This window comes from Streptomyces noursei, assembly GCF_001646665.1.
Lineage (GTDB): Bacteria > Actinomycetota > Actinomycetes > Streptomycetales > Streptomycetaceae > Streptomyces > Streptomyces lavendulocolor.
Genome location: NZ_LWBU01000316.1, coordinates 1 through 25,657 on the forward strand (window position 1 = coordinate 1; position 25,657 = coordinate 25,657).

The 25,657-nt window shown below is 70.5% G+C and carries 23 protein-coding genes and 1 CRISPR repeat array; of the genes, 6 read left to right on the forward strand and 17 right to left on the reverse strand.

The features are described from left to right. Positions 1-17: 17 nt before the first annotated feature. The 13 genes from A4V12_RS37645 to A4V12_RS23090 all read right to left on the reverse strand — a co-directional run bounded on the left by A4V12_RS37645 (position 18) and on the right by A4V12_RS23090 (position 11,056). The gene (locus A4V12_RS37645) at positions 18-164 is read right to left on the reverse strand and encodes a hypothetical protein (protein WP_159028915.1); all 147 of its coding nucleotides are present in this window, start codon (positions 162-164) and stop codon (positions 18-20) included. A 98-nt stretch (positions 165-262) separates the two neighbouring features. Further along, positions 263-445: a hypothetical protein gene (locus tag A4V12_RS23040; RefSeq protein ID WP_064071321.1), complete on the reverse strand. Its 183-nt coding sequence runs from the start codon at positions 443-445 to the stop codon at positions 263-265. A gap of 90 nt (positions 446-535) precedes the next feature. After that, positions 536-2,668 (reverse strand): hypothetical protein, encoded by a 2,133-nt coding sequence (locus A4V12_RS23045; RefSeq protein ID WP_064071322.1) that lies wholly within the window; start codon positions 2,666-2,668, stop codon positions 536-538. A gap of 84 nt (positions 2,669-2,752) precedes the next feature. Beyond that, entirely contained in the window at positions 2,753-3,169 is a 417-nt protein-coding gene (locus A4V12_RS23050; RefSeq protein ID WP_064071323.1) for a hypothetical protein, read from the reverse strand. A gap of 20 nt (positions 3,170-3,189) precedes the next feature. Continuing rightward, the gene (locus A4V12_RS23055; protein WP_064071324.1) at positions 3,190-4,962 is read right to left on the reverse strand and encodes a hypothetical protein; all 1,773 of its coding nucleotides are present in this window, start codon (positions 4,960-4,962) and stop codon (positions 3,190-3,192) included. Between the two features lie 553 nt (positions 4,963-5,515). Then, the gene (locus A4V12_RS23060; protein WP_064071325.1) at positions 5,516-5,824 is read right to left on the reverse strand and encodes a hypothetical protein; all 309 of its coding nucleotides are present in this window, start codon (positions 5,822-5,824) and stop codon (positions 5,516-5,518) included. Continuing rightward, the gene (locus tag A4V12_RS23065; protein WP_064071326.1) at positions 5,821-6,291 is read right to left on the reverse strand and encodes a hypothetical protein; all 471 of its coding nucleotides are present in this window, start codon (positions 6,289-6,291) and stop codon (positions 5,821-5,823) included. Before A4V12_RS23065 ends, A4V12_RS23060 begins: the two co-directional genes overlap by 4 nt. Positions 6,292-6,490: 199 nt before the next feature. After that, positions 6,491-8,701 (reverse strand): DUF2637 domain-containing protein, encoded by a 2,211-nt coding sequence (locus A4V12_RS23070; protein WP_064071327.1) that lies wholly within the window; start codon positions 8,699-8,701, stop codon positions 6,491-6,493. Between the two features lie 141 nt (positions 8,702-8,842). Next, positions 8,843-9,208 (reverse strand): hypothetical protein, encoded by a 366-nt coding sequence (locus A4V12_RS23075; RefSeq protein WP_064071328.1) that lies wholly within the window; start codon positions 9,206-9,208, stop codon positions 8,843-8,845. A 98-nt stretch (positions 9,209-9,306) separates the two neighbouring features. Further along, on the reverse strand, positions 9,307-9,498 hold the full coding sequence (locus tag A4V12_RS23080; RefSeq protein ID WP_064071353.1) for a DUF5999 family protein: 192 nt from the start codon (positions 9,496-9,498) through the stop codon (positions 9,307-9,309). Positions 9,499-9,699: 201 nt separating this feature from the next. Next, entirely contained in the window at positions 9,700-9,876 is a 177-nt protein-coding gene (locus A4V12_RS37650; protein WP_159028916.1) for a hypothetical protein, read from the reverse strand. Between the two features lie 75 nt (positions 9,877-9,951). Further along, complete coding sequence (locus A4V12_RS23085; protein ID WP_064071354.1) at positions 9,952-10,215, reverse strand: WhiB family transcriptional regulator; 264 nt, start codon at positions 10,213-10,215, stop codon at positions 9,952-9,954. 232 nt (positions 10,216-10,447) lie between these two features. Continuing rightward, entirely contained in the window at positions 10,448-11,056 is a 609-nt protein-coding gene (locus tag A4V12_RS23090) for a hypothetical protein (protein ID WP_064071329.1), read from the reverse strand. A gap of 421 nt (positions 11,057-11,477) precedes the next feature. On the opposite strand from A4V12_RS23090, the gene A4V12_RS23095 reads away from it, so the two are divergent. From A4V12_RS23095 to A4V12_RS23105, 3 genes are all read left to right on the forward strand, one after another. Next, complete coding sequence (locus A4V12_RS23095) at positions 11,478-12,269, forward strand: GntR family transcriptional regulator (RefSeq protein WP_064071330.1); 792 nt, start codon at positions 11,478-11,480, stop codon at positions 12,267-12,269. Between the two features lie 179 nt (positions 12,270-12,448). Next, on the forward strand, positions 12,449-13,486 hold the full coding sequence (locus A4V12_RS23100) for an AAA family ATPase (protein ID WP_064071331.1): 1,038 nt from the start codon (positions 12,449-12,451) through the stop codon (positions 13,484-13,486). Then, positions 13,483-14,049 (forward strand): phosphotransferase-like protein, encoded by a 567-nt coding sequence (locus A4V12_RS23105; protein ID WP_064071332.1) that lies wholly within the window; start codon positions 13,483-13,485, stop codon positions 14,047-14,049. The genes A4V12_RS23100 and A4V12_RS23105 overlap by 4 nt, the downstream gene beginning before the upstream one ends. Before the next feature lie 7 nt (positions 14,050-14,056). Here A4V12_RS23105 and A4V12_RS23110 read toward each other — a convergent pair whose 3' ends face one another. Further along, complete coding sequence (locus A4V12_RS23110; RefSeq protein WP_079137274.1) at positions 14,057-14,899, reverse strand: NAD(P)-dependent oxidoreductase; 843 nt, start codon at positions 14,897-14,899, stop codon at positions 14,057-14,059. Positions 14,900-14,903: 4 nt separating this feature from the next. Further along, entirely contained in the window at positions 14,904-15,551 is a 648-nt protein-coding gene (locus tag A4V12_RS23115) for an HAD family hydrolase (protein WP_064071356.1), read from the reverse strand. Positions 15,552-15,665: 114 nt separating this feature from the next. Between A4V12_RS23115 and A4V12_RS23120 the strand changes: the two genes are divergently transcribed. Then, positions 15,666-15,965 (forward strand): helix-turn-helix domain-containing protein, encoded by a 300-nt coding sequence (locus A4V12_RS23120; protein ID WP_064071333.1) that lies wholly within the window; start codon positions 15,666-15,668, stop codon positions 15,963-15,965. Between the two features lie 1,116 nt (positions 15,966-17,081). Beyond that, the gene (locus A4V12_RS39095) at positions 17,082-19,088 is read left to right on the forward strand and encodes a hypothetical protein (RefSeq protein WP_064071334.1); all 2,007 of its coding nucleotides are present in this window, start codon (positions 17,082-17,084) and stop codon (positions 19,086-19,088) included. Between the two features lie 1,808 nt (positions 19,089-20,896). Here A4V12_RS39095 and A4V12_RS23130 read toward each other — a convergent pair. Together A4V12_RS23130 and A4V12_RS23135 are read right to left on the reverse strand one after the other, a co-directional pair. Then, entirely contained in the window at positions 20,897-21,274 is a 378-nt protein-coding gene (locus A4V12_RS23130; protein ID WP_064071335.1) for a hypothetical protein, read from the reverse strand. Then, a complete protein-coding gene (locus A4V12_RS23135) occupies positions 21,274-21,513 on the reverse strand; it encodes a hypothetical protein (RefSeq protein ID WP_064071336.1) in 240 nt (79 codons plus the stop codon). The genes A4V12_RS23130 and A4V12_RS23135 overlap by 1 nt, the downstream gene beginning before the upstream one ends. A gap of 230 nt (positions 21,514-21,743) precedes the next feature. Continuing rightward, a CRISPR array of direct repeats spans positions 21,744-22,443; the repeat unit is 29 nt; unit sequence GGGTCCATCCCCGCGTGCGCGGGGAGCAG. Positions 22,444-22,878: 435 nt separating this feature from the next. Between A4V12_RS23135 and cas3 the strand changes: the two genes are divergently transcribed. Then, on the forward strand, positions 22,879-25,647 hold the full coding sequence (gene cas3, locus A4V12_RS23140; RefSeq protein WP_234372304.1) for a CRISPR-associated helicase Cas3': 2,769 nt from the start codon (positions 22,879-22,881) through the stop codon (positions 25,645-25,647). Positions 25,648-25,657 lie beyond the last annotated feature (10 nt).

Genomic DNA, 25,657 nt, shown 5'->3' on the forward strand with positions numbered 1-25,657 from the left:
GACCAAAGAGACAGAACCTAGTCGTCGGGTGTGTAGTTCAGCGCGCCGCAGTTCCAGCAGTCCCATTCGGCGGGAACGTCGACCAGGTCGCAGCAGTCACAGCCTTCGCCGTGCACGATGCAGTCCTCGCCGCAGTCCCAGCAGGTGAAGTGCAGGTGTGCCATGCCCTTGTCCCTTCCCCCGTGATCGTGGTGGGGCCCGACAAGAGCATGCGCCAGATACCGGCGTTTTACTGCGAGTTGATGAAGCCGGGCGGGCTCGGTCAGAGACTGGAGATCAGTCCGGCGAGCGAGGCGAGGCCGTTGTTGATGGCGGGGGCCAGGCCGGTCGCGGCGAGGGTGAAGCCGAACAGGGTGCAGGCCAGCGCGGATCCGACGCGGACGTAGCCGCCTCTGACGAGGACGATGATGCCCAGCAGTGCGGCGGCGGAGATCGAGAGGGCCACGGTGGGTGGTGCTCCTTCGGAGTCGGGGTCGGGGTCGGGGTGGGGCCGGCCGTGCTCGGGCAGACCGGCCCCAGGGATGGGTGGGTGGGGTCAGGCGTCGGTGAGGCTCTTGATGGCCTCCAGCGCCTGACGGGGCGAGGTGACCTGCGGCTCGGCACGGCGGCTGCCCCGCTTGCCGCCCTTGCCGCCACCGCCGCCGCGGCGGCTGGTCTTGCCCTCGCCGTCGTCGCCTTCCTCGGGCTCGGGCCAGAACTCGCCCGGCCTGACGGGCTCGTTCCAGTCGAACCACAGGCCCCGCTTGGTCAGCTCTTCGATCTCGTAGTCGGTGAGCCGGTTGACCTCGTCGGGGAACAGCTCGGTGAGGTCGGTGTCGAAGTCCGCGTACAGCGACCGCATCAGGACGGCGCGGCCGTTGTCGAGGACGATGACGGCGACGCCGCCGGTGGAGACGCCGTTCTCCGGGTCGGCCTCGCCGCGCATGGCCCGCTCGATCGCGGAGCCTTCGGTGCGGGAGTAGCGGGCCGGGATGGTCGGCACGTCGAAGGCGTTCTCCATCGTGCCCTCCGCGGCCTTGCGGGTGGCGCCGGGCGACCCCATGTTGAAGATCACGGGCCTGCTGTTCTGCCGCAGGTTGTCCTTCATCTCCGTGGAGAACCCGTTGTGCGCGAACGGGCTCTGGCCGGCCGGGTTGAAACCGATGCCGTACTTCAGGCCGGTGACCGTGAGGTCCTCGCCGTCCTTCTGGATGAACTCGCCGAAGTCGGCGTCCTGGGCGGCGGTCATGAACTCGTCCGCGTACACGTTGAGCTGCCGGTAGGGGCAGCGCGGGTCGCCCGGCTTGTAGTCGTGCGGCTGCCCGTCGTGCGGCCGGGGCATCTCCGCCCGGATCTCGCACAGCGCCAGAGCCGCCCGCAGGGAGCGGGCCATCCACAGGGCGTTCGAGCCCTGCCGGTCGATGTACCGGCCGAGGACGGTGGTCTTCTCGTCCTTGCGGACGGTGGACAGCCACACCACCTGGCCGTCCAGGGACTGGGCGGCCATGTGGATCGCGAAGAACTGCGTCTTGCCGGACCGGCTGACGCCGAGGGTGAGGCCGTGGGCCGGGGCGTTCTTGTCGTGCTGGTACACCATCGTCTTGACCGGCTGGCCGGTGATGGTGAACCCGCACACGTACATGCCCTTGGCGTCCGGGGTCAGCAGCTCGCGGGTCGCGGGGAAAATCTGCGACAGCGGCGGGGTGTCGAACGCGCTGATCAGGAACTCCGAGCCGTCGATGAGGACGAAGACGCAGGAGTCGTCCTCGGGCAGGCCCAGGCCGCGGCAGACCTTGGCCAGGTCGATGCGCGGCGTCTCGGTGGAGTCGGCCATCTTCGCCCGGTAGAAGGTCACCCCGCGCTCGTCGTCGCGGGTCCGGTGGACCAGGACGGAGCCGGGGGCCCCGCCCTTGGGACCGGCCACCCGGTCCACCCAGCGCTCGGCGTCGGTCGGCTTGGTACGCCGCCGGACGTTGGCCTCGGGGGTGATGCTGGCCTCCATCCAGCCGGGACCGCCCTGGCGGCCGGGCTGGAGCGGAACGTCCGCGAGGATGACGTCGGCCGCGGGCACCCCGAAGGCCGCGCCGACGGCCTCCGGGGACAGGCCGGTGATCGGCCGTCCGGTCTCCGAGGCCCGCAGCAGCAGGGTGAGGTCGTGCCGCATGCCGGGGTGCCGGGTGGCCTTGACGACGTGGGTGCGGGCGGGCATCCCGGCGCGCTCCCACAGCATCCGCGCCTCCCGGGTGAGCGGGTCCGCACCGTCGTCCGGGAGCGCCGGTGACGGCTCGGGAGCGGCCTCGGCGGGCGCCGGCTGCGGGACGGGGGCGGCGAGGGCGGGGCGGTGACGGCGGCGGGCGTGCCGGGAGTACGGCAGCACCAGCAGGCCGGCCGCCGCCCATCCGGCGGCGAGCAGGCCGTCCAGCCAGTACGGCCCCCAGCCGACGGTGTTCTTGGCGGCGACGTCGACGGCGGCGGCCAGGACCAGCGGGGCCCAGCGCAGGATCTTGCGTCCGGCGCCGGTCTCCTCGCTCTTGGCGGCGAGGATGATGCCGCCGATCCCGGCCGCGCCGGCCAGCTGCACGACGGAGTCGACGGGGCTGTCGGGGTAGAGGTTCGGGGCCACGGCCAGCACGGGCGCGGCGAGGGTGTAGGCGAGGCGTTCGAGCGCGACGCTGCGCGGCGTGGTCACCGGCGTTCTCCTTCGCGGAACGAGCACGGGCGGCCCCGCTGGTGTGCGGGGCCGCCCGTGGCGGGAGGGGGTGGGGGAGGGGGGTCAGCGGCTGAAGAACCCGGGCTTGGGCGTCTTCTCGCGCCTGCCCGAGCGGATGTCGTCCAGCGCGCCGTAGAGCTTGGCGTGGGTCTGCCGGGTCTGGTGGGTGAGGCCGGCGGTCTCCTGTGCGGTGTCGGACAGGGTGCGGACCTCGCGGGCGGCGCCGACCAGGGCGGCCTCCACGGCGTTCGTGAGCGCCACGAACTTCGGGTCGAGGTGGGCGTTGGCGATGTCCTGGGCCATGTCGCCGGCGTCGCTGGCGTTGGCCTGCATGCTGCGGAGCAGCGACTCCAGCTCAAGGGTGGCGTCGTCCATGGCCTTGCCGAGCTTGTCCAGCTTGGCCTGGACGGCCTTGTACCGGTTGTCGCCGTCGGCCGGGGCGGGCGCCGCACCGGTGCTGCGGGGCGTGAGATCGCTCATCAGCGGGGTTCCTCCTGGGTCTAGTCGTGGTGGGCGGCGGCAGAGGCGTGCGCGAGACCGGCGTCTTCCTTGGCGGCCATGTCCTCGCCGTAGACGCGGGCGACCATCACGGCGGCGAGAGCGGCGGCCTCCTTGGCGATGCCGCACATCTCGGCGCACTTCTCCGCCTGTCCCTTCATGCGGGCCGCGGAGTCGGCCAGGTCCGCGATCAGGTCGGTGACCTTGGTGTCGACGTTGTGGTCGCCGACCAGGTCGGCGGCCATCTCCCGCAAGGCGTCGGCGACCTTGCCGAGGGCCTGCATCAGGGCCTCGGCCCTCTCCTGATCGGAGGCGGCCTTCAGCGCGATGTTCGCCATGCCCATCAGGTACTCGTCGAACGTGATGTCCGTCCGGTGCTGGGCGGCGAGATTGCCCTGCCCGGCCGGCCTGCTGACTCCCGAGCCGCTCACGCTGCTCCCTTCCGTGCTCGTGGGCCGGCTGGTGCCGGGCCGTGCGGTGTGCTGTTCCGGCGCGGGCGGCAGGCCCTTCACGCCGGTCGTGACGGCCGCGGGCGCGTCGGGGACGATGGCGGCGTCGACGATGTCGTCCTCGCCCTTCGCGGCAGGGCGCTTCGGCGGGCGGGTGTCGTGGTCAGGCCACTCCACCGTCGGGGTGGAGTCCTCCTCACCGAACGGGCTGTCCGCCGTACGCCCGCGCCGCCGGGACCGGCCCGTACGACCGCTCCCCGCACGCCCGGTCCGGCCGGTGCGGCGAGCGCGTCCGCGCCCCCCGGTCCGGCCCGCGCCGGTGCGGCGCCGCCGGAAACGGCGCCGCTTCTTCGAGCCGTCAGACGCCCCGTCACCACCCTGAGTCTCCTTGCCAGCGCCTGCCGGGTCGTCCTTCGTGGCGCTGGAGGCCCCGCCTGAGCCGTCCTTGGCGGCCTTCTCGTCCTTGCTGCCGGTCCCCTTGTCCTTGTCCTTGGTCAGGCTCACCTTCTCGGTGCCGGCCGCCTTGGCGTCCTTGGGGTCCTTGGCGTCGGCGGCGGCCTTCGCGTCGGCCCGCCGCTTGTCGAAGCGGCGCTGGGCTTCCTCAGCGACGGCCTGGCCCAAGGTGACGCGATCCGGCCCGGACGACGCCGCGGCTTCCCGCTTCGCCTTCCGCGCCGCATCGCGCTCCTGCCGCTTCGCACGCCGGTCCTCCCACGCCTGCTGCCGGTTGGCGCGGGCCTGGTCGCGGTCCTTGGACCGGTCACCGAGGCCAGCGGTGTGACCGGCGCTGCGCCGCTCCTGCCGCCCGGCCTGCCGGCCGGCGGCGCGCTCCTGGCGGCCGCGGGCCCGCTCGGCACGGGCGCTGGACGCCGGGCCGCGATCCGCCCGGCCGCCGCCGTCGCCCTTCGAGCTGCCGCTGCGGCCGGAGCCGCCAGAGCCCGCGTGAGAGCCTTTCGAGCCCCCGGACGACCCGTTGCGCCCGGAACCGGCCGTGTGACCGCCAGAGGCCCGCTCAGGGCCCTTCTTGCCGCCACCGCCGCCACCGGTCGACCCGGACCCCGAACGGCTTCCGGAAGCGCCGGAGTTGGAGCCCCGCGACGACCCGGGCCGGTTCGGCCCCGGGCTCGAGTTCGTACGGGACGGCCCCGTGCCACCACCGCCACGCGAGGACCCGCCGCCACCGCCGGCCTTCGAGCGGCCCTTGTCCGCCCCCAGGCCAGAGCTGGACGCTTTCGTGCGGTCGGCCTCGGCCTTTCCACGGGCCGCCGCCTTGTCGCCCTTCGCTTTCATGATCGCGGCGTGGAGCTTTCCGTTCTGCTCCATCATCGCGACTTCCTGCGCGGTGCGACCCTCGATCAGCGCGGCCTTACGCGCTATTTCGGCCTCACGGAAAGGCGCTTCGCCCTCATGGAGCGCCCGCGCCCTTTCCAGCCGGAATTCCAGCCAGTCACCGAGACGGTCAGCGAGAGAACGAGGCTGAACGTATTCGCCTTCCTCATACTCGCCTTCATCACATTCGGTTGCCGAAGCCGTAATTCCTTCCGAACGCAGCGCCAATTCCGGGTCCGGTGCGACCGGAATCGGCGGCAACTCCATCGTGGTCTCCTCCGGGGACTCCGGCGGAGCCTCCGGAATGTCTTCCGTCGACACAATGGTGTCGGCGAAATTCGGGACCGGCGGCGGCGCGTAGGTGGAATCACCGCTCCACGGGCCGCGGACCAGGATCCCGTTCGGATCGTCCACGTCGGACACGGTGCACCTCCCTCCAGGGACTTGACAGACAGTGGGGTCTCGTGTGCACGCGCGTGCACGTGCACGTGTGCACGCTTTACGCGCGCGAGGCCCCGCCGGAGCCCGGCGGGGCCTTCGTTGGTGACGTTCAGTTACGCGGGCCGTGCTGCTCCAGCACCTGCTGCGCGTACTGCATGAGGTGGTTCCACAGCCTCGCGTCGCCCTCGGCCCGCTTGTCGATCGCGAGCTGGAACAGGCGGCACACGCTGGTGAATCCGGGGATGACGTCATTGCGCCCGGCTTTGACGTCCTTGGCGATTCGAGACCGAGTAACGCGGAGCCAGAATTCCATCCGACCCATCTCGCCGCGACTTTCGATCGCCTTGCGCTCCTCTCCCTGCAACCAGGTGTTCCGCCCTTGAATCGAGCGTTCGACGCTGGTGAGGGGGCGCGTCACGCCGACTCCCTGTTACCCAGGTCGAAAATCGACGTGGGGCCACCATAGCCGAGCGCCTGCGCACCCTCCTGGGGCGGATTCGGCGCGGCCTGGAGCGGCTGCGGGTTCTTCTTCCGCCACTTTTCCAGCTCCTTTTCCTTCCTTTCCTTGGCTGTATTCACCACGGCCTCGTCGTGGGCGCGGCGCTTATAGGCGCTCTTTTCCAGGCCCTGGGTGAGGTTGTTCAGGTTCCTGAGAACCTGACCGAGGGACTTTTCCACGGGCATCGCACGCAGCCTGGCGTGGTACCAGCGGTCGCCCTCCACGTGCGTGTCGCGCAGGTGCACGCGGGTCTCGTGCGCGAGGGTCTCCAGGTTCTTGCCGATGTCCAGCAGGACCCGCTGAACGTCGGCCAGATACCGGGCGGTTGCCTCCGGGTTCTGCGCGACGTCGCGCAGAGGGGAGTGGTTCGGGTCGGTGCTGTTCATGCGAGAAGACCTCCAGGTCTTGGGGGTTGGGGATGGAGGGAGTCCGTGTTCGGTACGAGCTGTCCCGCGCCCGCTCGGGGCGGGCGCGGGTGAGCGGCCTGCCGGCCGTGGCCGTCACCGGCTCGCGCTCACGCTCGGGAGCGTGGGCGCGAGCCGGCGGCGACCATGAGCGGCAGGTGCTGTGCAGGGGGTGGGACGCTCAGGCGTTCGCCGGGGAGCTCGCCTTCGCGCTCACCAGGGCGTCCTGGGCGCTCTCCTCGACTTGCTCACGCAGGCGCTGGGCGGTCGGGCGGGAGACGGGCTCGTCGGACAGGCCCGCCTCAGTGAGCGCGTCGCGGATCTCCGTCCACTGCGGGCGGCGCCCGAGCTCGGTGTAGAGGAGCCGGATACGGTCGTGGCGGCGCTCGGTGAGCGCGTCCCGCTCGCTGCGCGTGCGGGGGCTGTCCGCTCGGTGAGCGTCGTCCCCCTCCGCGTTGCGCTCACCGTGGTGAGCGCCCGAGGTGAGCGCCGGACGCTCACGCTCACCGTCGGCGTTCCCGGAGGCGAGCGCGCTCAGTTCCGGGTGAGCGTCGTGAGCGTCGCCGCTCTCCTCCGCCCGCTCGATGGTGTGAGCGTCATCGGGGGTGAGCGTGTCGGCGAGCGCGGCGGGCGCCGTACCGAGCTTGAGCGTCATCCGCTGCTCCAGCGGAGCCTTCCACCGCCACAGCAGACCGTGCTCCTCGCGCAGCCGCGCTCGCAGCCAGGTCTCCTCCTGGAGGCGGGTGAGCGCCTCGTCGTAGGAGGTGATCTCCCACAGCACCATCCGGCGGCGCAGCCGGGCGGTGGGGATCGGGGCGAGAATCCAGCGGGATCGGCGCACCGTCTCCATCCGCTTCTTGCCGGTGACCGCGCCGATCCTCGTGGCGTACACGTGGGAGGCGATCTCCGAGAAGACGACCCACAGCAACGTGAGGGCGGCGTGCCCCAGCCGGCCGCCGGGGGTTTCGGCGGCCTGCCAGTTCAGGTAGACGGTCACCCCCGTCAGCGCGCGGGGCACCCAGCGGATCCAACGCAGCTCCATCCCCATTCGGATCAGGATCAGGTTGGCGCCGGTGAAGGCCGGGATCGCGACGTCGATGCCGACCGGCAGCAGCCACGGCCACTCCCAGCCCCACCCCGTCGCCTTGGTCTCCAGCGCGGTGTAGGAGGAGAGCAGGCCGAGGGTGGAGACGGTCGCGGCCGCCAGGACGATCGCGACGACCAGCACCAGCTCCTGCCCGGACAGCGGCGGCACCCCGCCGACGGGCCGGGCGTCGTTGCGGACCTTGCGTCGCTTGGCGCGCGACTCCGCCTTGATCTCCCGGCGGCGGGCCCGCTGCACGGTGCGCTGCGTCGCCGCCTCCAGGACCCGTTCGGCCTCGGCGCAGGCTCGCGCGGCGGCGGCCTGATCGGCCGCGGCCTTGGCCGCCGCCTCCCGGGCCGTCTTCGCGTCCGTATCGGCCTGCTCGCGCAGCCGGGCGACATCCTTGTCGGTGGCGACCCGCAGCTCCTCAGCCGAGGTGCGGGCGTCGTCCAGGGCACGCTCGGCGTCGGCGCGAAGGCCGGCCGCGGCCTTCTCGGCCCCGGCCCGCACCTGCGCGGCCTGGCCGTCCGCGCTCTCGCGCATCCGGTCGGCCTCGCCTCGCGCCCGCTCCAGGACCTGTTCGGCGTCGGTGGTGGCGCGGGAACGGGTCTCCGCCGCAGTGCGCTCCGCAGCCGCGAGCAGCTCGTTGCGCTTCGTCTCCGCGTCGGCGAGGACCTTGGCGGCGGCCTGCGCAGCCTGCGCCTGCACCTCGTCAGCCTGCGCAGCCGCCGTGATAGTGACCTCCCCCGCCTTGCGGCGGGCGTCAGTGAGCAGCTGCTCGGCAGACGCCTTGGCCTCGACGAGGACCTGGTCGGCGTTGCCGGACGCCGTCGCCGTGATGGTGTCGGCCTCCGCGCGGGCGTCGGCGAGCAGCTGCTCGGCCTTCGCTTCGGCATCGGCCAGGACCTGGTCGGCCTCGGCGGCCGCGCTGGTCGCCGCCTCCGTGCGGATCCGGTCGGCGCCGGCCGCCGCGTTAGCGAGAAGGCGGCCCTGCTCGGCCGCGGCCGCCTCGGTGATCGAGGCCGCCTCGGTCCGCGCGCCGTCCAGCAGTTCAGCGGCCCGCTGCTCGCCGTCGGTCAGGATGCGCGCGGCGTCGTCGGCGGCCAGGTCCCGAAGGTCGGCGGCGCGGTCGGCGGCGTCGGCCCAGACCGGCTCGGCCTCCTCGAACACCCGCGGCACGGTCTCCTCAGGAGCGGCGGCCTCGGCGGGGATGGTGGCCGGCGGCGTCGGCACCTTGGCACGTCCGGCGCCTCGGGGCTTCGCGGCCGGGGCGGGCTTCCGCCTGCGCCGGGTGGTGGTGCTGGCCACGGGGGTGTCCTCTCTTTCCGGCGCCTCGTGCAAGAGGTCACCGCGGGTCGGCGTCGGTCGGTAGGGTCGTGACCAGGCCCTCCGAGGCCCCGGCAGCTCTAATGCCAGGGACTCGGAGGGCCGTCAGCGTGGAGCAGGTGGTCAGCGCTGCTCAGGCAGCTCGGGCCGCTGGTTGGCGGTCGCGTGCTGCTGCGTGAGCCAGGCGATGGCGGCCGCCGTCATGCCGTCGGCCGCGCCGTCACTGTTCAGCGGCGCGCTGTCGATGTCGCGCATCGCGTCCACGGCAGGAAGCAGCCGCATGTAGTCCCGGCCGGCGGCGTAGATCGGGCGGCCCGACGGGAGCGGCGTGAGGTCGTAGGTGACGCCGCCCACGCAGATCCGGTCGATCCGGCAGACGAAGGTGTGGCGGGACTGCCCGGTCCAGAACAGTTCCGGGTCGCGGTACAGGACGTACTGGCCCCGCTGGAACGTGACGGCGGGGGTGGTGCTCTGGGTGCTGTTACGCACGGCAACTCCTGGCGGCTCAGGTGGTCCGGACTGTCCGGCTCCCAGTCACCGCCCGACCCGGCCGCCGAAGCGGTCGGTGCGGGCGGATCAGGCAGCCGTCAGGCCAGGGCCGCGAGCGGCCGGTGCGGGGCGATGACCTGGCCGTCGGGGAGCAGCTCGCCAGTGTCCTCGAAGACCACGACGGCGTTGCACAGCAGGCTCCAGCCCTGCTCCGGGTGAGCGGCCACGACGTGCGCGGCCTCCCGGTCCAGGCTGTCGGCGGTCGGGCACGTGGGGTTGTGCGTGCACAGCGAGTCCGGCAGCCGGGTGGTGCCGACGGTCGTCGCGGTGTCGAGCGGGGTGCTGCTACGCATGGGCTCTCCTACAGGGGAAGCCCGAGATGGTCTCCCGGGCTGGAGGCGTGCGGAAGGCCAGCCGCCCGTCCTGCGGGCGACCGGCCTGGTCGAACAGGCCCGGCGGGTGGGGAGTTGGGTCTCCGTCCCGCCGGGCGGTCAGCCTCGCCGCTTCTTCTGCTGGGCGACGTAGGCGTCCTGGAGCCGGGCGAACGACTCGTACAGGCCCTGGCCAGCGGCGCACCGCGCGCCGGGCGAGCACCTGGTGCAGGTCTCGCCGTGCGCGCGGCTGGCAGCCGCGGCCCTCATGTAGCGGTCGTACAGCGACTCAGCCACGCGAGCGCCGGCCGAAGTCGTGATCGGAGTTGGTCCGGCGGAGGTCGTCCTCCAAGCGCTTGTGGTCGGCGTCCGTCATGCCGTCACCTTCGCGTTCCGGGCCCGGTTCCGGGCGCCGCGGCGCTTCATGGCCCGCCGCTCGTCCTCGGACAGCCCGCCCCACACGCCGTCGTCCTGGCCGGACTCCAGCGCCCACTGCAGGCACTGCTCCATGACCGGGCAGCGGCGGCACACCGACTTCGCCTCCTCAATCTGTAGGAGCGCCGGGCCGGTGTTGCCGATCGGGAAGAACAGCTCCGGGTCCTCTTCGCGGCAGACCGCGTTGTGACGCCAGTCCATGCCGGTCACCGCCCCTCGCGGACGCGGCGCAGGGCCTCGTCCATGATCGGGTCGGAGTCGCCGTCGTTCCGTGCGATGCTGGTAGGCATCAGGTCTCCAATCGGGTCCTGGACAGCCCCGGGGGTCTCAAGTCGCCGGGGCTGTCGCCGTATTGGCTGTCGTACGAGCAGCCACGGCCCCGGCCACCCCGTCAGAGGGGCGGCCGGGGCCGTGGTCGTTCGTCCGAAGCGGATCAGCTCGCGCGGCGCTCGGGGTGCAGCGTCTTGAGCGGCACCGGCGGCGCGCCCAGCGGCGCGTCACCGTCGGGCAGCTGCGCGCGACGGGTGTCGGTGTCGCGGACCGCCGACGCGGTCGCCGCCCACTGCTTCTTGCGCAGCAGCCACAGGGGGCGACCGTCGCCGGGCTCGTCACCGGCCGGCGCCTGCTTCTGTGCGGCGATCTGGCTGACGGCCGGGGCGACCGCGACCTTGGGCTTGCGCCGCACGGTGGTCCTGCGGCGGTGACCGGTCTCCGCGTGACCGCCTTCCAGGCGCTCCTGCCACTTCTTCACCGACACGTCGACCGTGACCAAGCGGTTGCTGCCCAGGCGGCAGCGGACGGCCGGGGCCTCGAACGCGCGGCCGGTGTCGTGCGGAACCACCTTGGGGTTTTTGGTCTGGAGGCCGGTGATCGGCACCCACGTCTCGCAGTCGGGGCAGACCAGCGACGCGCAGGCGGGGCGCAGGTCGTACTGGTTGGGCTTGAGGGTGGAGAGGGCGAGCGCGGGGCGGGCGCTGACGGTACGGGAGCGGGTCCGGCTCTTCCGGGGGCGGGCGGTGCGCTCAAGGGTCGAAGCAGACATCGGAACTCCTCATGGACGGAGTGGCGGGGCGCGGGTCGCGATGCTCTCTCCGCCCTCCAGGCCGCACGGCACAAGGCCGGCGTCCCGCAGGACAGACAGCGCACAGCGCTGCGACGTGCAAGCAGTTGTCGTGCCGTCAGGCTCCGGGGGAGTTCGATGGTGCTCTCGCGTCCCGGGCGAACCCGAGAACTACCCCGCCGCCCCGAAGGGCGGACGACTGCTGCGGTCTTGCGGTAACACAGGGGGCGTAACCCCTGCTCAACGGAGCGTTAGAGCTATCGCTATTGCCTAGTAGAGGCCACGGCGGGCCATCGAGTCAATAGCGATAGCTCTATTGATGTCGATCGGTTGTCGCACATCGCCGCCTGATAGAGCTAGCCCTAGAATCAGATCCCGCGCAGCACTCTGAAAGGTGGCTCCGATGCCCGTCTCGTATCGCGACATCGCCGCTGACCTGCGACAGCAGATCAGCGAGGGGCGATACATGCCGGGCGACAAGCTGCCGATGCTCACCGAGCTCCAAGCTCAGTACGGCGCTGGCTACCAGACTGTGCGAAGCGCCATCTCGCTCCTGGAACAAGAGGGTCTGGTCGTCGCGGTGCGCCGCCGAGGGACCATCGTGCGAGAGCGCCCTGAGAAGCGGCGCATTACCCGGTCCCGTCAGGTCTTCCGCGATGAGATCGGTTACTACTTCGATCCGACTGCCCAGCCGTGGGTAGCCTTGGTGCCGCCCACCCTGCGCTGGGGCATCGTGCCGGTTGATCTCGCTGGCCTCATGGGCCTCCCTACCGGGTCCGAAGTCCTCGTTCGTGACCGCGTGATGGGCGACCCCGAGAGCAGAAAGCCGAAGCAGTTGGCGACCAGTTATCTTCCGGCCGACCTCGCTCGAGGAACTCGGCTCGCGGAGGCCGACACGGGGCACGGAGGCATCTATGACCGCCTGGAGGAGATGGGCCACCGCCCCCTCCGCTGGAGCGAAGGTGTCTCCGCCCGGATGCCCTCGCCCGAAGAGGCGGAGGCGCTGAACCTCCCAGCAGACGTTGGTGTTCCGCTCCTGCGTGTCGTACGAGTCACGACCAGCGCCAACGGCGAGGTCGTCGAGCTGAACGACACCCGGATGAGCGCCGAGGAGTTCGAGATCGGCTACTCCATCCGACGCCACGCGAGTGCCCGACTCGCTGATGACGACGGAGATGCTGACGACGACCGCTGATAGCACCTCACGTGCCATGGTGTCCCTCCCGTCGGATGATCTCGTGAGGGCCATCACACTCGGGCCAGGCGGGACGAACCATCACAAGGGCTTGTCCAAGCCTGTACGCACCGCCATTCACACGTTTTCAGCATCCGCGTACACATGCGATCTGCGGCCTGAGCCCTAGGCTCGCGGCCATGACGATGACGGAGGGGCAGAGGGTGGGGAAGCAGCGAGCTGGGTGGAGGCCGGACCGGCTGCGGAAGCAGCGCGAGGCCCACGGCCTGACCTTGGAGAAGGCCGGCGAGCGACTCCGAGAAGTCGCTGAGCGAGCCAAGCTCAAGGGCATTCCCGCTGCGAACCCCCAGACGTTGTGGCAGCACGAGCAGGGGGAGGTCTACCCGGGCCCGCACTACCGGCGTGCCTACTGCCTGCTCTACCGCGCGACCGAGCCGGACCTCGGGTTCCGTGCCGCGCTGCCGGGAGAGGAGACGTCTTTCAAGCTCACGCCGATGGACGACCGCCTCAACGGCTCGCACGTCTTGGCTGTTGAGCGAGCCATTCATCGCATCGCTCCGGGCTCGGACGAAGTCGACCACTTCGACTTGCAGCAGCGGATCATCGACGCGTGGAAGCGCCGACACACGGGCGGCGACCCTCACCGTCCTGTACTCATCCTGGTCGGCGGCTTCGCAGGCAGCGGCAAGACCGAGCTCGCCCGCTTCTTCGTTCAGCTCACCGGCTGGCCTCTACTCGACAAGGACCCGCTCACCCGCCCGCTCGTGGAGCGCCTCCTAATCGCGCTGGGCGGTGACGCGAACGACCGGCACACCGAGCTCTACCGCGAGAAGGTCCGGCCCGTGGAGTACGACTGCCTGATGCAGTCGGCCATGGCCAACGTCAAGTGCGGCATCTCCACCGTGCTCACCGCGCCGTTTATCTCAGAGATGACCGACCCGGACTGGATGCAGCGCCTGGCCAACCGCGCGGGCTCGATGGGCGTCGACGTCTTCCCGGTGTGGGTGCGCTGCGACGAAGAGTCGATGCGCGAGTACATCGGATTCCGCTCAGCAGCCCGGGACGCGTGGAAGCTCCAGCGGTGGGACGAGTACATGGCCACGATCGACCTCGAGCTGCGCCCGGCGGTGCCGCACCTAATCGTCGACAACCGGCTGGGGACTGCGGTGACGCTGGCGGACCAGGCCCGGCAAGCGATGGGGGCGATGTACGCGTGACGGAGAAGCAAGGCGTGATCCTCTACGGACCGCCGGCCACGGGCAAAGACACCGTCACCGTCGCGCTCACCGAACTGAACTCGCGGTACGCACAGTTCGCGCGGCTCAAGGTAGGGGCAGGCAAGTCGGCCGGCTACCGGATGGGTACAGCTGAGCAGCTGCGCGAGTTGGAGGCCGCGGGCGGCGTCGTCTACGCGAACGTTCGGTACGGCAACACGTACGTCATCGACCGTCCCGGTCTCGACGCGGCGTTCGCGGCCGGGATGCCGGTGGTGCACCTCGGGCAGATCGACGGCATTCGCGCTCTGGTCGACGGCTATCCGGCCTGCTGGACGGTGGTGTTGCTGTGGTGCCCGCGCGAGGTGACCGCTCAGCGGTCCCAGAGCCGGGGCGACGCCGACACGACGGCCCGCGTGGCAGCGTGGGACGCGACCCGCGAGGACCTGAACGCGCACCCGGCCATGGTCTGGGACCTGACCGTGGACACGGCGGACACCTCGCCGGAGAAGTCGGCACGGCTCATCGACCAGATGATTCGGCGGGCAGGAGCGGCGAGGGCATGAGTGCGGGCTACGGCTGGGCGAGCTGCTCCAAGGCGTCAGCGACACTGAGTTCGCGGTCGTCCTTGGCATCATGCCACCGTGCCAGCGTGGACGCGGCCGCGCGCAGCATCTCCGGTGGGAGGCCGGCCGCAGCGAGCGTGTCAGCGGCTTCCTCCAGCTCCGGGCCCCAGCGCCAGGCGCGCGCCGCTACCTTGGGGATGTATTCGGGCTCAGCCAGGTACGAGGCGGTGCGCTTCGAGGCGACCTTGATGAGCTCTTGGTCGACGCCGTGTTCGCGGGCCATCCCGGTTGCGAGCGCCGCGAGCACGCGGCTCGCCTTCTGGAAGGTGGTGTACGACAGTTTGAGCGCGGACGCTTGGCCGGCGTCGGTTCCCAGGACATGTGTCTGTATGGGCGTCCCAGTGAAGAGCGCCCGGATCCGGTCGGTCGCTGCGGGCGCCCCGGATAGGTACAGCGTTGCGGTCTTGCCGTTAGTCGGCGGGGAGCCGATGACGGCGCCGTCAACGACGGCCTTTGCTCCCGGAAACAGGAGATTCTCCACCTGCCTCATCCGCTCGGGTGAGATGGCGTTCGCCTCAACGAACCAGCCGCCGAAGCCGTACGAGGCAGTCTCAGCCGCCAAGTCCTCGGCTGCGGCTGGCGGGCAGAGGCTGATGACGATATCGCTGCGGTCGAGCAGTTCGGCTAGCGTGCCCACGGGCGTCAGGCCGAACCGGGCGGCGCGCGCGGCGGACGCGGGGCTACGTCCGGCCTCGCACCACAGGACCTGGGCTGCGTTGGTCGCGGCGCAGGCTGCGACGGCGGCGCCCATGCTGCCGGGGTGGAGGATGCCGACGGTCGGCTGGTCCACTGTGCTACTCCGTCTCTGCAAGCAGGATGGTGATGGCGTCGGTGACGTCGTCGACGACGTGGTGCGCGGCGGGGAGTCCGTCGGGCCAGGGGCGTCCGCGCAGCCAGATGGTGCGCAGGCCGGCCTGGTGGCCGCCGCCGATGTCTCCGGCTGGGTTGTCGCCGACCATCCAGCCGCCGTCCGCGAGGCTGACGCCGCACAGGGTGGCCCCGAGTTCGAAGAGGCGCCGGTCCGGCTTGCGGATCTCCAGGTCGCCCGAGGCGGCGACGCCGTCGACCAGGGAGGCGAGGCCGGTCCCGGCGAGTTTGGCGCGCTGTATGTCGCCAGCCCCGTTGGTAATGACGCCGATCGTCCATGCAGCCGCGCGCAGGCGAGCCAGGCCCTCGAGGACCTCGGGGCGACAGGTGACGGCGGCCGCCATGAGGTCGACGTACTCCTGCCACAAGTCCGCAGCCGACGCCTCCAAGCCGAACGCTTCCCGCAGCCGGGCGAAGTCGCCGACCGTCGCGCGGTCGACCAGCTCGGTGCGAAGCCACTGTTCGGCATCTGGGGAGAGCGCACGGGCACGGCACAGGCGAGTCAAGGCGTCGCTGAGCGCCGACTGTCGGTCGGCCAGCGTGCCGTCCAGATCGAAAAACGCGAGGCGGGCCACGTGCACGGACCCTATCGGGCATCGTGCGGCACGAGGCTCACGGTGATGTCCACTCCCGGACGGAGATCGCATCGTGTATCTTTCAGGGAATCATCGATCTTGAAAGGCTGCGCCGTGACCGACCCGGACCGCTTGAAGCGGGTCGACGCCCTCGTGGACGACGTCCTGCCGCCGCCATCTGTGCGCGCGAAGCTGCGCCTCGCAGCCGGCCTCACGCAGCAGGAGGTCGCAGAGGCCGTGGGCGTGAAGCGTCTTGCCGTGGCGCGTTGGGAGCTGGGGCATACCCACCCCCGACGTCCGCACCGCGCTGTCTACATGCACCTGCTCAACCGGCTCGCGGAGCGGTATCCCGAAGCCGCGAAGTCGGATGAGGGCATGCCGACGCCAGCCTCGGAATCAAGGGGGCCGGGGTGACGTAGCCGCCACCGGCCGCGCGCCAGGTAGTGGACTCGCAATCCACTACGGCCACGCGGCCCGTCTCGCCGACCGGATTCGCAACCCGTGTCGGCCGCCCAGTCTCCGGTTCGCACCCGGTTCTGGGCTCCAGCTCATCGAGCTGGCTCATCTCGCACAAACCGGTCCGTGAGGACCAGCACCACAGCAGTCACCTCTCTCGCAAAGAGGCTCCTGCACCCGGTACCGCCGGCTTTCGCAGGCCGTCGGGACCATGCACGACCAGCCCGAGGGCTGTCCGCACTACCCGTCCGACAAGAGACCAAGGAGGCCCTTCTCGTCCGGCGCCCGCTCCTCACGGAGGGGGCTGTCACCCGCATCCACTCGTCGGCCCTTCCCGTTTCGCGCGGGACGGTCCGGCTCGCATATGAGAGTTGGTGTCCCCGCCATAGTGCCCGATCTAGTGTCCCCTGAAAAGTCGAGGGCTGCCCGTTTCAGAGTGGTTTGCGGCTTTCACTCGTCCCGTGTGACGAAACCGCTGTCCACTTTCTCCCCATTCATCAAGTTTGAACAGGAAGCGGCATTTCTGGTAGGAAGCCACAAGAGCAGCGATTTGGGAGCGGGCCGGCCGGGCGCGGTCGTAGTGCCTGTCGACCCACTCGTGCACTTCCTGGCGGACGCCACCGTCGACAACTCCGTCGACGGTGGCGTCCGCGAGGCTGGCGTCCCGTGTGGCGGGACGGGTTCCAAGATTCCAGCCCGCCGTGCGGGAGCGCGGTATGTGATCCGGGGTCAGCGGGCTCTGCCCACAGGCCGTCTCGTGCAGGGTCAGCGGGTGGATGACGAATCGCGCGTTGCTGCTGCTCAGGGACGTGTCCGCTTTGGCGAGTACACCAGCCCGATGACGAAGATGACCTCGCTCCTCGCAGTGCCCGCAGCTCTGGCCACAGCGGTGGGCCGATGAGCGCCGCAGCGGCACCGGCCGCCGCGCTCCCGCGCCCCCGCACGAAGCCCGCCGGCGGGGCATCGCGCCGTCGGCTGCGGTCGGTCCCGGCACAGGCCGGTCCGGTCCTTGAGCGGTCCGCGGGTCATCCGCTGTCCCTCGGTCGGGAAGCTCGTGCGCGTCTGGGTGGTGCGGTGCGCACCCTTCTGGATGCGGCGGGCCTGGACGGTGCGTCGGACGCGGTGCGTCTGGCGGTGCTGGTGCTGGCGTCGCGGACGCCGTCGGAGAAGGGCGTGGTGGAGATCCGCACGTCGGAGCTGGGCCGGTGGCTCGGGCTGTCGGCGTCGTACACGGCGTCTGCGGTGGTGCCAGGGCTGCGCCGCTCGGGCGTGGTGTCGGTGGAGACGGCGGAGGGCGAGTACGGCCAGGACGCCGGCCTGAACTGCCGGGTGCTGCCGCTGTGTGCGGCTCATGGGGTGGTCGGGCACCCGCTGAATCTGGCGAAGAAGGAGTACGCCACCTTCTGGCGGCTGCTGCAGGCCGTGATGGCGCCGGGCTGGACGCACCGGGACGGTCGCGTCACCCCAGCCGGGCTGGTTGGTCTGCGTACCGGTCGGGGCGCGGCGACGGACCGTCTGGCGCTGCTGCTGTTGGTACTCGAGGCGCGGGAAGACGGTCGGGTGCGGCAGTGCGGCGGGGCGGTGGATACCAAGCGCGGTCGTGCGGCGGCGACGATGGCCCGGCTGCTGGGTTGTTCGGCGGCGGCGGGGGAGCGGGTGCTGGAGCGTCTGGCGGCCCGGGAGCTGGTGCTGCGGGTGCGTCTGCAGACGGGTTCCGGGCTGGCGCACCGGTCGCGGCTGATGGTGCCGGCGGTCGCCGCCGCGCACGGTCGCACGGTCACCGACGACGTCTGGGAGTACCGTGCGGAGGCCCTGAAGCCCGAGTTTTCAGACCTCGACGTTACGGCAGTGCCTGGTCAGGCGCCGCAGAGGGCGACAGAACCGCAGGTCAGCGGCGTGCTGGTGCCGGTTGAGGCTAATGTTGCAGACCCCGACGTTGCGGCAACCCTTCACACTGACCACCCTCCCCTGGTTACTCCAGTCTCTCCCCCCGCTCTCTCTGGTGGCTCTTCCGGCGAAGGCCGTGGTGGGAACTGTGATCTGCCGGACCGCGCGTGCGTGCGCGAGGACAGCGACCCGCTGCGCGGGGCACAGCCGAAGAAGTTCCCGTCGATCAGCATCGAAAAGCCCGGCCGCGGGTCGGCCGCTGGCGCTTCGGTGCAGGTCGTGTACGGCGGAGGTCGGGGCAGACAGCAGCGGGGGAGGGTGCCTCTGCCGCCGGAGGATTTGCGGGCCGTCCTGGCTCCGGTCGATCTGGTCTGGGCGCGGCTGGAGCGTCCGGCCGCCCGGCGCCTGGTGGCGGCCGCCGCCCGCAGCGAGCTGGCCCGCGTGGTCGGCTTCGCCGGTCGCGCTGACGGCCCGCGGGTCCTCGCCGGCCGGCTCGCCCGCCGTCTGGCCGACCAGATGCGGCTGGCCGGACCGATCAAGGACCCAGTGGGCTGGCTGATCGGCCTGGCCCTGCCGCAGCGTCAGCAGTGCGGCGACGCACGGTGTGATGACCGGGTACTTCTCGACTCCGGGCAGGACTGCCCGCGCTGCGAGGACCGCCAGGCCGATCGCCAGGCCCAGCGCCGCGCGGTGGCGGCCGCCTTCGACGCGGCGATGCCACACGCCTCCGAGACTGAGCGCCGGGCTGCGACCGAGCAGCGGCTGCACCAGGAGGTGACGGCCCAGGCGTGGGCGAAGGCGTACGAGTGGGAGCAGGTCCGCGCCCGGAAGGCAGATGCCGCCAAGGTCGGCGAATCCGCGGCCGCGCAGCTGCCCCCTGAGGTCATGGCCGCGCCGGTGGCCCCGGTCGTGTTGCCCGCGCCCCGCCCGGCCGCCGTCGTACCTGCTTCGGAGCCGAAGCCCACCGAGGTCGACGAGAACCAGGAGCTGGTCCTCGAGGAGCTGACCCGCGAACAGGTCCGCGACTGGCGGGTGCGGGGCATGAAAGACCACCAGGTCGTCTTCGACCACATCGACCGCTACGGCGAGACGTCCGCAAGGCGCCTGTTCAGCAACCAGCTGGTCGACGAAGCGCAGCGCCTTTCGGACACGCACCACCTGGTCCTCGGGCACACCACCTGGGGGCAGGCATGAGCGACGGCGAGGTATCCGGGGTCAACCTGGCCCGGGTCGCCCTGCGGACCGCGATGGAGGCGGCGCGCAAGAAGGTGGCCGCGCGCAGCTGAAGCCCCGCACCGCATGGCACGGCCGGCACGGCGCGACGGGCACGACCCGATGTGCCTGGGCGACGTGCCCGGGGCCCTGGTGCCGAGCGGGCTTGAAAGCTCCCGGCCGCCAGCGCCACGCTGCGGGAGCGGTGGGAGGCCATCCCGACCTGGCCGGGCACGTCGCCGCCGTCTGCTTCGACCCGGCCTCCGGCCGCTCACCGTGTGCCAGGAGCCGACGACCTGGGCGACGAAAGCCAGCCGGAGCAGACCCGGGTCAACGAGATTGCCAACAAGGCGGCGGGCCGCACCGCCGTGAGCTCCCTGCGGATCCTGCCGCCCGGCACCGCCCCCGCACCAGACCCGGCCGACGTCGCCCTGGCCGCCCCCAAGATCCCGATGAGGACGCCGGGAGGCGGCGTGCGAGGACTATCGCCGCGCGCTTGCCGCGCACCAGAAAATCGCGCCGCCGCGCCGGGTGGATCCGAGCATCACGGAAGCGGTGGAGCGGCAGAACCGGCCGCCGTCGGGGTCCATGCACTACCTGCTGGTCAGCCAGCAGAGCGCGATGCACGACGAGCACCCACCCGTTACCAGCACCATGCTCAAGCGGACCTTTCGCGACCTGCCGGGCATTAACGCGCGGGGGACACCCCCTCGAATTGCCGCTTCTCGCCCATGTTCCGGCCGCACCACGTCCAGGATTCTGCGAACCCGCACGCTTCGGGGTCAGCCGCACCAACCTCGACCACTTGGTGGTGGGCCTGGGGGCCATCCCAGCACGCGCGGGAGCAGGGCATCGATCGGATGATGGGCCCCTGTACCGAGGGGGCCGTCCCCGCGTGCGCGGGGAACGGTCGCAGTCCGGGCAGACCACGAGGATCGGCTCGGGTCCATCCCCACGTGCACGGGGAGCAGGTTCAGGACGGTGTCCTCGTCCTGGGTGAGGGTCCATCCCCGCGTGCGCGGGGCAGGCCGGACGGGGGGGCCGGCGCCTCGGTGGACAGGGTCCATCCCCGCCTGCGCGGGGAGCAGAGGACTTGCCTAAGGTCCGGAGGGCTTTTTCTGGGTCCATCCCCGCATGCGCGGGGAGCAGGGCCACTACGGCAGGGACTTCCCTCGCGGCGAGGGTCCATCCCCGCGTGCGCGGGGAGCAGTCTCCCTGACCAGCGAGTCTATGGGCCACCATCCCACTCACACACCAGCGTCGCCGAAACGGACACAGCGCCCATATCTGGCTTTATGTAACGCAAGTAGACGCGAGGCCCGATTGAGCCGCACCGCGGGCATAGCGGCACAACCACGAGTGCGAGAAACACCACCCGCCCAGGGACGATGCGCCAGCCCCGCTCGAGCGCCACACCGGGCCGCAGCCACCGAGGCCGCCGCCCCGCGCCGGACCATCCCCGCATGCGCGAGGAGCAGGCGACCACGAAATATTCAGCCCGACGATGACGGGTCCAGCCCCGCGTGCGCAGGGAGCAGTCGTCGCGGATCTCCGCGGCCTGAGAGTCGACGGGTTCATTCCCGCGTGCGCGAGGAGCAGGGTGTTGGAACCCTAACCGGACCGTGGAGACCGCCGGCGGTTCATCCCGGCGTGCGCGGGGAGCAGAACCTTGCCGCACCCATCGACATGAGAACCGGAGGTCCATCCCCGCGTGCGCAGGGAGCAGCTGGGTGCGGGCGTGCGCACAGTGAATGACAAGGGTCCATCCCTGCGTGCGCGGGGAGCGGCGGTTAGGTTGTAGTGGGCCAGGTTCGCAGTTCGGCGGCAATCTGACCTGCGGTACATCCGCTGTTCAGGAGAAGGTCCCTCAACGCGAATGCGTTCTGGGCGGTGGGCTTAACCGACACGCCGGATGCCTCGAGGTACATGACACCAGTCGCGGCGGCCACGGCGAGGTTGGAGCGCTCGAGCCAGCGGCAGCGCCCAAGCGTGTGGACCAGAGCTGCAGCTCGCGCGTAAGGGCCGTCGTAGACCGGCTGGTCCAGCATCTCAGCCTGATGTCGGGCACAGGCAGCGACCGGAACGCCGTAGTCATCCGGAGCCGGGTCACCAGCCCCAGCGATCTCAGCAACTTGCAGGATCCACGGCACATCGATGTGCAAGATCATCAGGCAGCCTGCCGACCCTTCCCAGTCCGCTCCGACTCCTCAGCCTCATCAAAGAGAGCCTGGTGCTCGCCGAGGAAGCGCTCCGCCGCTCCCATCGCCCGAGCCCGAATTCCGCTAGCGTCCTCAAGCACCAGATGAGCTAGGTAGTCGCCCACCGACATACCACGGTCCGCAGCCCGCTTACGAGCCAGCTCCGCGATCTCCGCATCCACCCGGGCGCCAATTTGCGTTTTCGCCATGACCGAATGGTAACACCTGTTACCAGGCCGGGGAGCTTCTCAGCAGGGAGCGTCCTCGTACTGGCCAGTACGTCCTCGGGACGCTGCGTTGGTGCCAGTAGTTGAACGACCCTTCGCGCGCCGGCATGGGTTCCTGGGCACTCGGCGAGCTGGCGCGCTGCGATGTCGATCGGGGCGATCCCCGTGCGCGGAGAGCAGACCACCGAACCGCAGTACACGGCCAAGGTGAAGGGACCATCCCCGCGTGCGCGGGGAGCAGCGCTGGACCGTACGGGGAAGGGGATCGCGATGGGGTCCATCCCCGCGTGCGCGGGGAGCAGACCTGAACCTTGTATTCCCGACCGGGCGTCATGGGTCCATCCCCGCGTGCGCGGGGAGCAGCAGCTCGAAGAGGGCGTGTACCTGGTCCGCCGGGGTCCATCCCCGCGTGCGCGGGGAGCAGCACGGCGAGTGGTCCCTGGCCGTGGCGTGCGGGGGTCCATCCCCGCGTGCGCGGGGAGCAGACGGGCACCACGGACATCTCCGTGGCCAGTTCGGGTCCATCTCCGCGTGCGTGGGGAGCAGCTAGGCGAGTTCGACGCCCTGCGCCTGCCGCAGGGTCCATCCCCGCGTGCGCGGGGAGCAGACACGCCTGGAGGCCCCCATGGCCTGGTGCTCGGGTCCATCCCCGCGCGCGCGGGGAGCAGGACTCGGGCTGGCTGAAGTTGCTGTTTTCGTTGGGTCCATCCCCGCGTGCGCGGGGAGCAGTGCGGCGGGTGCGGGTCTTGGTGCTCACGGCGGGGTCCATCCCCGCGTGCGCGGGGAGCAGTTGGGGCACTGCTCCGCCTCGGCAGCCTCTGCGGGTCCATCCCCGCGTGCGCGGGGAGCAGGCCATGCGCCAGATGATGGGCGTGTTCGCCCAGGGTCCATCCCCGCGTGCGCGGGGAGCAGCCTTCCTGACCAGCGAGTCTATGGGCCCCTACCCGATCCACACACCAGCTTCACCGAAACGGACACAGCGCCCCATACCCCTTCAGCGTCGCGAAGGGATGATCCCGCGCGTGCCGGGGAGCAGGGCCTGGGTCGGCGTACTGGTGGTCGCGGGGACTGTCTCCGCATGGGAAGTAGGGCGTGGATGAGAGGGGCACTGCGCGTTCCTGGGTCCGTCCTCGCCCTCGCCGGATATATGCCTATGCCGGCCTGCATGATCTGTACGAAGTTTTCGCATACTGCCGTCAACGGGTGTGCTGCCCGTGTATTGATCTTTTTATGGCAGACGGTGGGGGGAGTCGTTCTGGGCTGGGGAGTCGGCTCGGGGTCGCGGCTTGTTCGGTGTGGGCTAAGCATGATCGCGACTGTGACGGCTGGTTGCCGCTGTGGCGGCATATGGATGACAGTGCGGCTGTGGCGGGCTTGCTGTGGGATGACTGGCTGCCTGCTGGTGTCCGTCGGTTGATCGCTGAGGGTTTGCCGGGTGGTGAGGATGATGCTCGGCGCCTGGTCGTGTGGCTGTCTGGCGTGCACGACATTGGTAAGGCAACGCCAGCCTTCGCCTGTCAGGTGGATCAGCTCGCGGACCGGATGCGGTCGGCGGGTTTGGAGATGGGGACTGCCCGGGAGCTGGGTGCGGATCGAAAGCTCGCGCCGCATGGGCTTGCCGGGTTGGTGCTCTTGCAGGAGTGGCTGGAGGAGGAGCGCGGGTGGTCGGGTCGGCAGTCTGGCCAGTTCGCGGTGGTGGTGGGTGGGCATCATGGGGTGCCGCCGGAGCACGGCCAGATCAAGGCGCTGCTGGATCGGTCTCATTTGGTGTGGTCTTCGGGAGTGAGCAGGGCCGCTTGGCGGCAGGTCCAGGCCGAGTTGCTTGACGCGTGTGCTGTTAAGTACGGGGTTGCGGGGAGGCTGAATGAGTGGCGTGGGGTGAAGCTGCGGCAGCCGGTTCAGGTGTTGCTGAGCGCGGTGGTGATCGTGGCTGACTGGATCGCCAGTAACCCGGACCTGTTCCCTTACTTCCCTGAAGGTGCCGGTGTTACCGGGTCCGAGCGTGTGACGGCGGCTTGGCAGGGGCTGAATCTGCCGCGCCCTTGGGTGGCGGCTGAGTCCGGTCAGGGTGTGGGGGGCTTGTTCTCGGCTCGATTTGCTCTCCCTGCCGGTGCGCGAGTCCGACCGGTTCAGGAGGCGGCGGTTGAGCTGGCGAGGGAGATGGCTGAGCCGGGGCTGATGGTGATCGAGGCGCCGATGGGGGAGGGGAAGACTGAGGCAGCGTTGGCGGTGGCGGAGGTATTCGCGGCTCGGTCCGGTGCGGGTGGCGTGTTTTTCGCGTTGCCGACCATGGCGACGGGCAACGCGATGTTCCCCCGGCTTTTGGATTGGCTTGGCCGGCTCCCGGTGGAGGGAGGGGAGCGGCTGTCGGTGCTGTTGGCGCATTCGAAGGCGGCGTTGAACGAGCGTTTCGCGGAGCTTGTCCGTGCTGGCCGTGGGCGGGTGGTTGCTGCGGTTGATGTGGATGGTGAGGCGGGTGAGTGGCGGCCGTCGGAGGATCGGCGGCTGGCTTCGGCTGAGCTGGTGGCGCACTCGTGGTTGCGGGGGCGTAAGAAGGCGATGCTGTCGTCGTTCGTGGCGGGGACGGTTGACCAGTTGCTGTTCGCGGGGTTGAAGAGTCGGCATCTGGCTCTGCGGCATCTGGCGGTGGCGGGGAAGGTCGTCGTCATTGATGAGGTGCATGCCTACGACACGTACATGAGTTCCTATCTGGATCGGGCGTTGTCGTGGCTGGGGGCGTATCGGGTGCCGGTGGTGGTGCTGTCGGCGACGTTGCCGGCCGGGCGCCGGCGGGAGCTCGCCGAGGCGTATGCCGGTGGCGGGGATTTGGCGAGCGTGTCTAGCGTGGAGGGATATCCGCTGCTCACCGCGGTGGTTGCTGGCCAGCTGGCCCGTGTGGTGCTGCCCGCGGCGTCGAACCGCGGCGCCGAGGTCACGGTGGAGCGCCTGAATGACGATCTGACTGTCCTGGTGGACCGGCTGGTTGCGGAGCTTGCTGACGGTGGTTGCGTGCTGGTGGTGCGCAATACGGTCAAGCGGGTGCTGCAGACCGCCAAGGCGCTGCGGGCGAAGTTCGGTGATGCGAATGTGACGGTTGCTCACTCGAGCTTCCTCGACGCGGACCGGGCGGTGAAGGACGCCGCTCTGCTGGGCAGGTTCGGTCCGCCGGGCAAGAGCGTGGGCCGTCCTGCCGGGCCGCATGTGGTGGTGGCGAGCCAAGTGGCGGAGCAGTCGCTGGATGTGGATTTCGACCTGCTGGTCAGTGACTTGTGTCCGGTGGACTTGCTGCTGCAGAGGATGGGGCGCCTGCACCGGCATCAGCGCGGTGGCGGGCAGGCCGACCGGCCGGTGGGACTGCGGACGGCGCGCTGCTTGGTGACTGGGGTGGACTGGTCTGAACGCGTGCCCGTGCCGGTGCGCGGTTCGGTGGCGGTGTATGGGCTGTATCCGTTGCTTCGGTCTGCTGCGGTGCTGCTGCCGCACCTGGAGCAGAGGCGTCCTGTGCGGCTGCCCCAGGACATCAGCCTGCTGGTGCAGGGCGCCTACCGGTCTGGTCCGGCCGGGCCGGGGGAGTGGGCTGAGGCGATGGCCGGTGCGCGGCAGCGGCACGAGGAGCACCAGGCTGACCAGGCCTCGAGGGCGGACGTCTTCCGTATCGAGGAGGTGGGCAAGGCGGGCCGGCCGCTTTTCGGCTGGGTCGCGGCAGGGGCTGGGGATGCGGATGAGACCCGGGCCGGTCGTGCGCAGGTGCGTGATGGGCGCCAGAGCTTGGAGGTGGTCGTCGTTCAGCGCCGAGTGGACGGTTCGCTTGCGACGGTGCCGTGGCTGGGGGAGGGGCTTGGCGGTCTTCCTTTGCCGGTCGACGCGGAACCTTCGCCGAAGGCTGCCCGGGCGGTCGCCAAGTGCGGGCTGAGGCTCCCCATTCAGTTTTCCTACACGGAGGTGATGGACCGGGCGATCGGTGAGCTTGAGGAGTTCTATGTGCCGGCCTGGCAGAGGAGTCCTTGGCTTGCTGGCCAGCTGATTCTCGTTCTGGATGCCGATTGTCAGACCCACCTGGCAGGCTACGCACTCCGTTACAGCCCCGACGACGGCCTTGAGGTGACAAGTGCCTGAATCCCAAGGG

What these genes read in the sequence shown, in the direction of transcription:
- A4V12_RS37645 (WP_159028915.1), bottom strand. Translation starts at nt 164, where the DNA reads ATGGCACACCTGCACTTCACCTGCTGGGACTGCGGCGAGGACTGCATC.
- A4V12_RS23050 (WP_064071323.1), bottom strand. Translation starts at nt 3,169, where the DNA reads ATGAGCGATCTCACGCCCCGCAGCACCGGTGCGGCGCCCGCCCCGGCC.
- A4V12_RS23055 (WP_064071324.1), bottom strand. Translation starts at nt 4,962, where the DNA reads ATGATGGAGCAGAACGGAAAGCTCCACGCCGCGATCATGAAAGCGAAG.
- A4V12_RS23065 (WP_064071326.1), bottom strand. Translation starts at nt 6,291, where the DNA reads ATGAACAGCACCGACCCGAACCACTCCCCTCTGCGCGACGTCGCGCAG.
- A4V12_RS23085 (WP_064071354.1), bottom strand. Translation starts at nt 10,215, where the DNA reads ATGGACTGGCGTCACAACGCGGTCTGCCGCGAAGAGGACCCGGAGCTG.
- A4V12_RS23090 (WP_064071329.1), bottom strand. Translation starts at nt 11,056, where the DNA reads ATGTCTGCTTCGACCCTTGAGCGCACCGCCCGCCCCCGGAAGAGCCGG.
- A4V12_RS23095 (WP_064071330.1), top strand. Translation starts at nt 11,478, where the DNA reads ATGCCCGTCTCGTATCGCGACATCGCCGCTGACCTGCGACAGCAGATC.
- A4V12_RS23100 (WP_064071331.1), top strand. Translation starts at nt 12,449, where the DNA reads ATGACGATGACGGAGGGGCAGAGGGTGGGGAAGCAGCGAGCTGGGTGG.
- A4V12_RS23130 (WP_064071335.1), bottom strand. Translation starts at nt 21,274, where the DNA reads ATGATCTTGCACATCGATGTGCCGTGGATCCTGCAAGTTGCTGAGATC.
- A4V12_RS23135 (WP_064071336.1), bottom strand. Translation starts at nt 21,513, where the DNA reads ATGGCGAAAACGCAAATTGGCGCCCGGGTGGATGCGGAGATCGCGGAG.
- cas3 (WP_234372304.1), top strand. Translation starts at nt 22,879, where the DNA reads ATGGATGACAGTGCGGCTGTGGCGGGCTTGCTGTGGGATGACTGGCTG.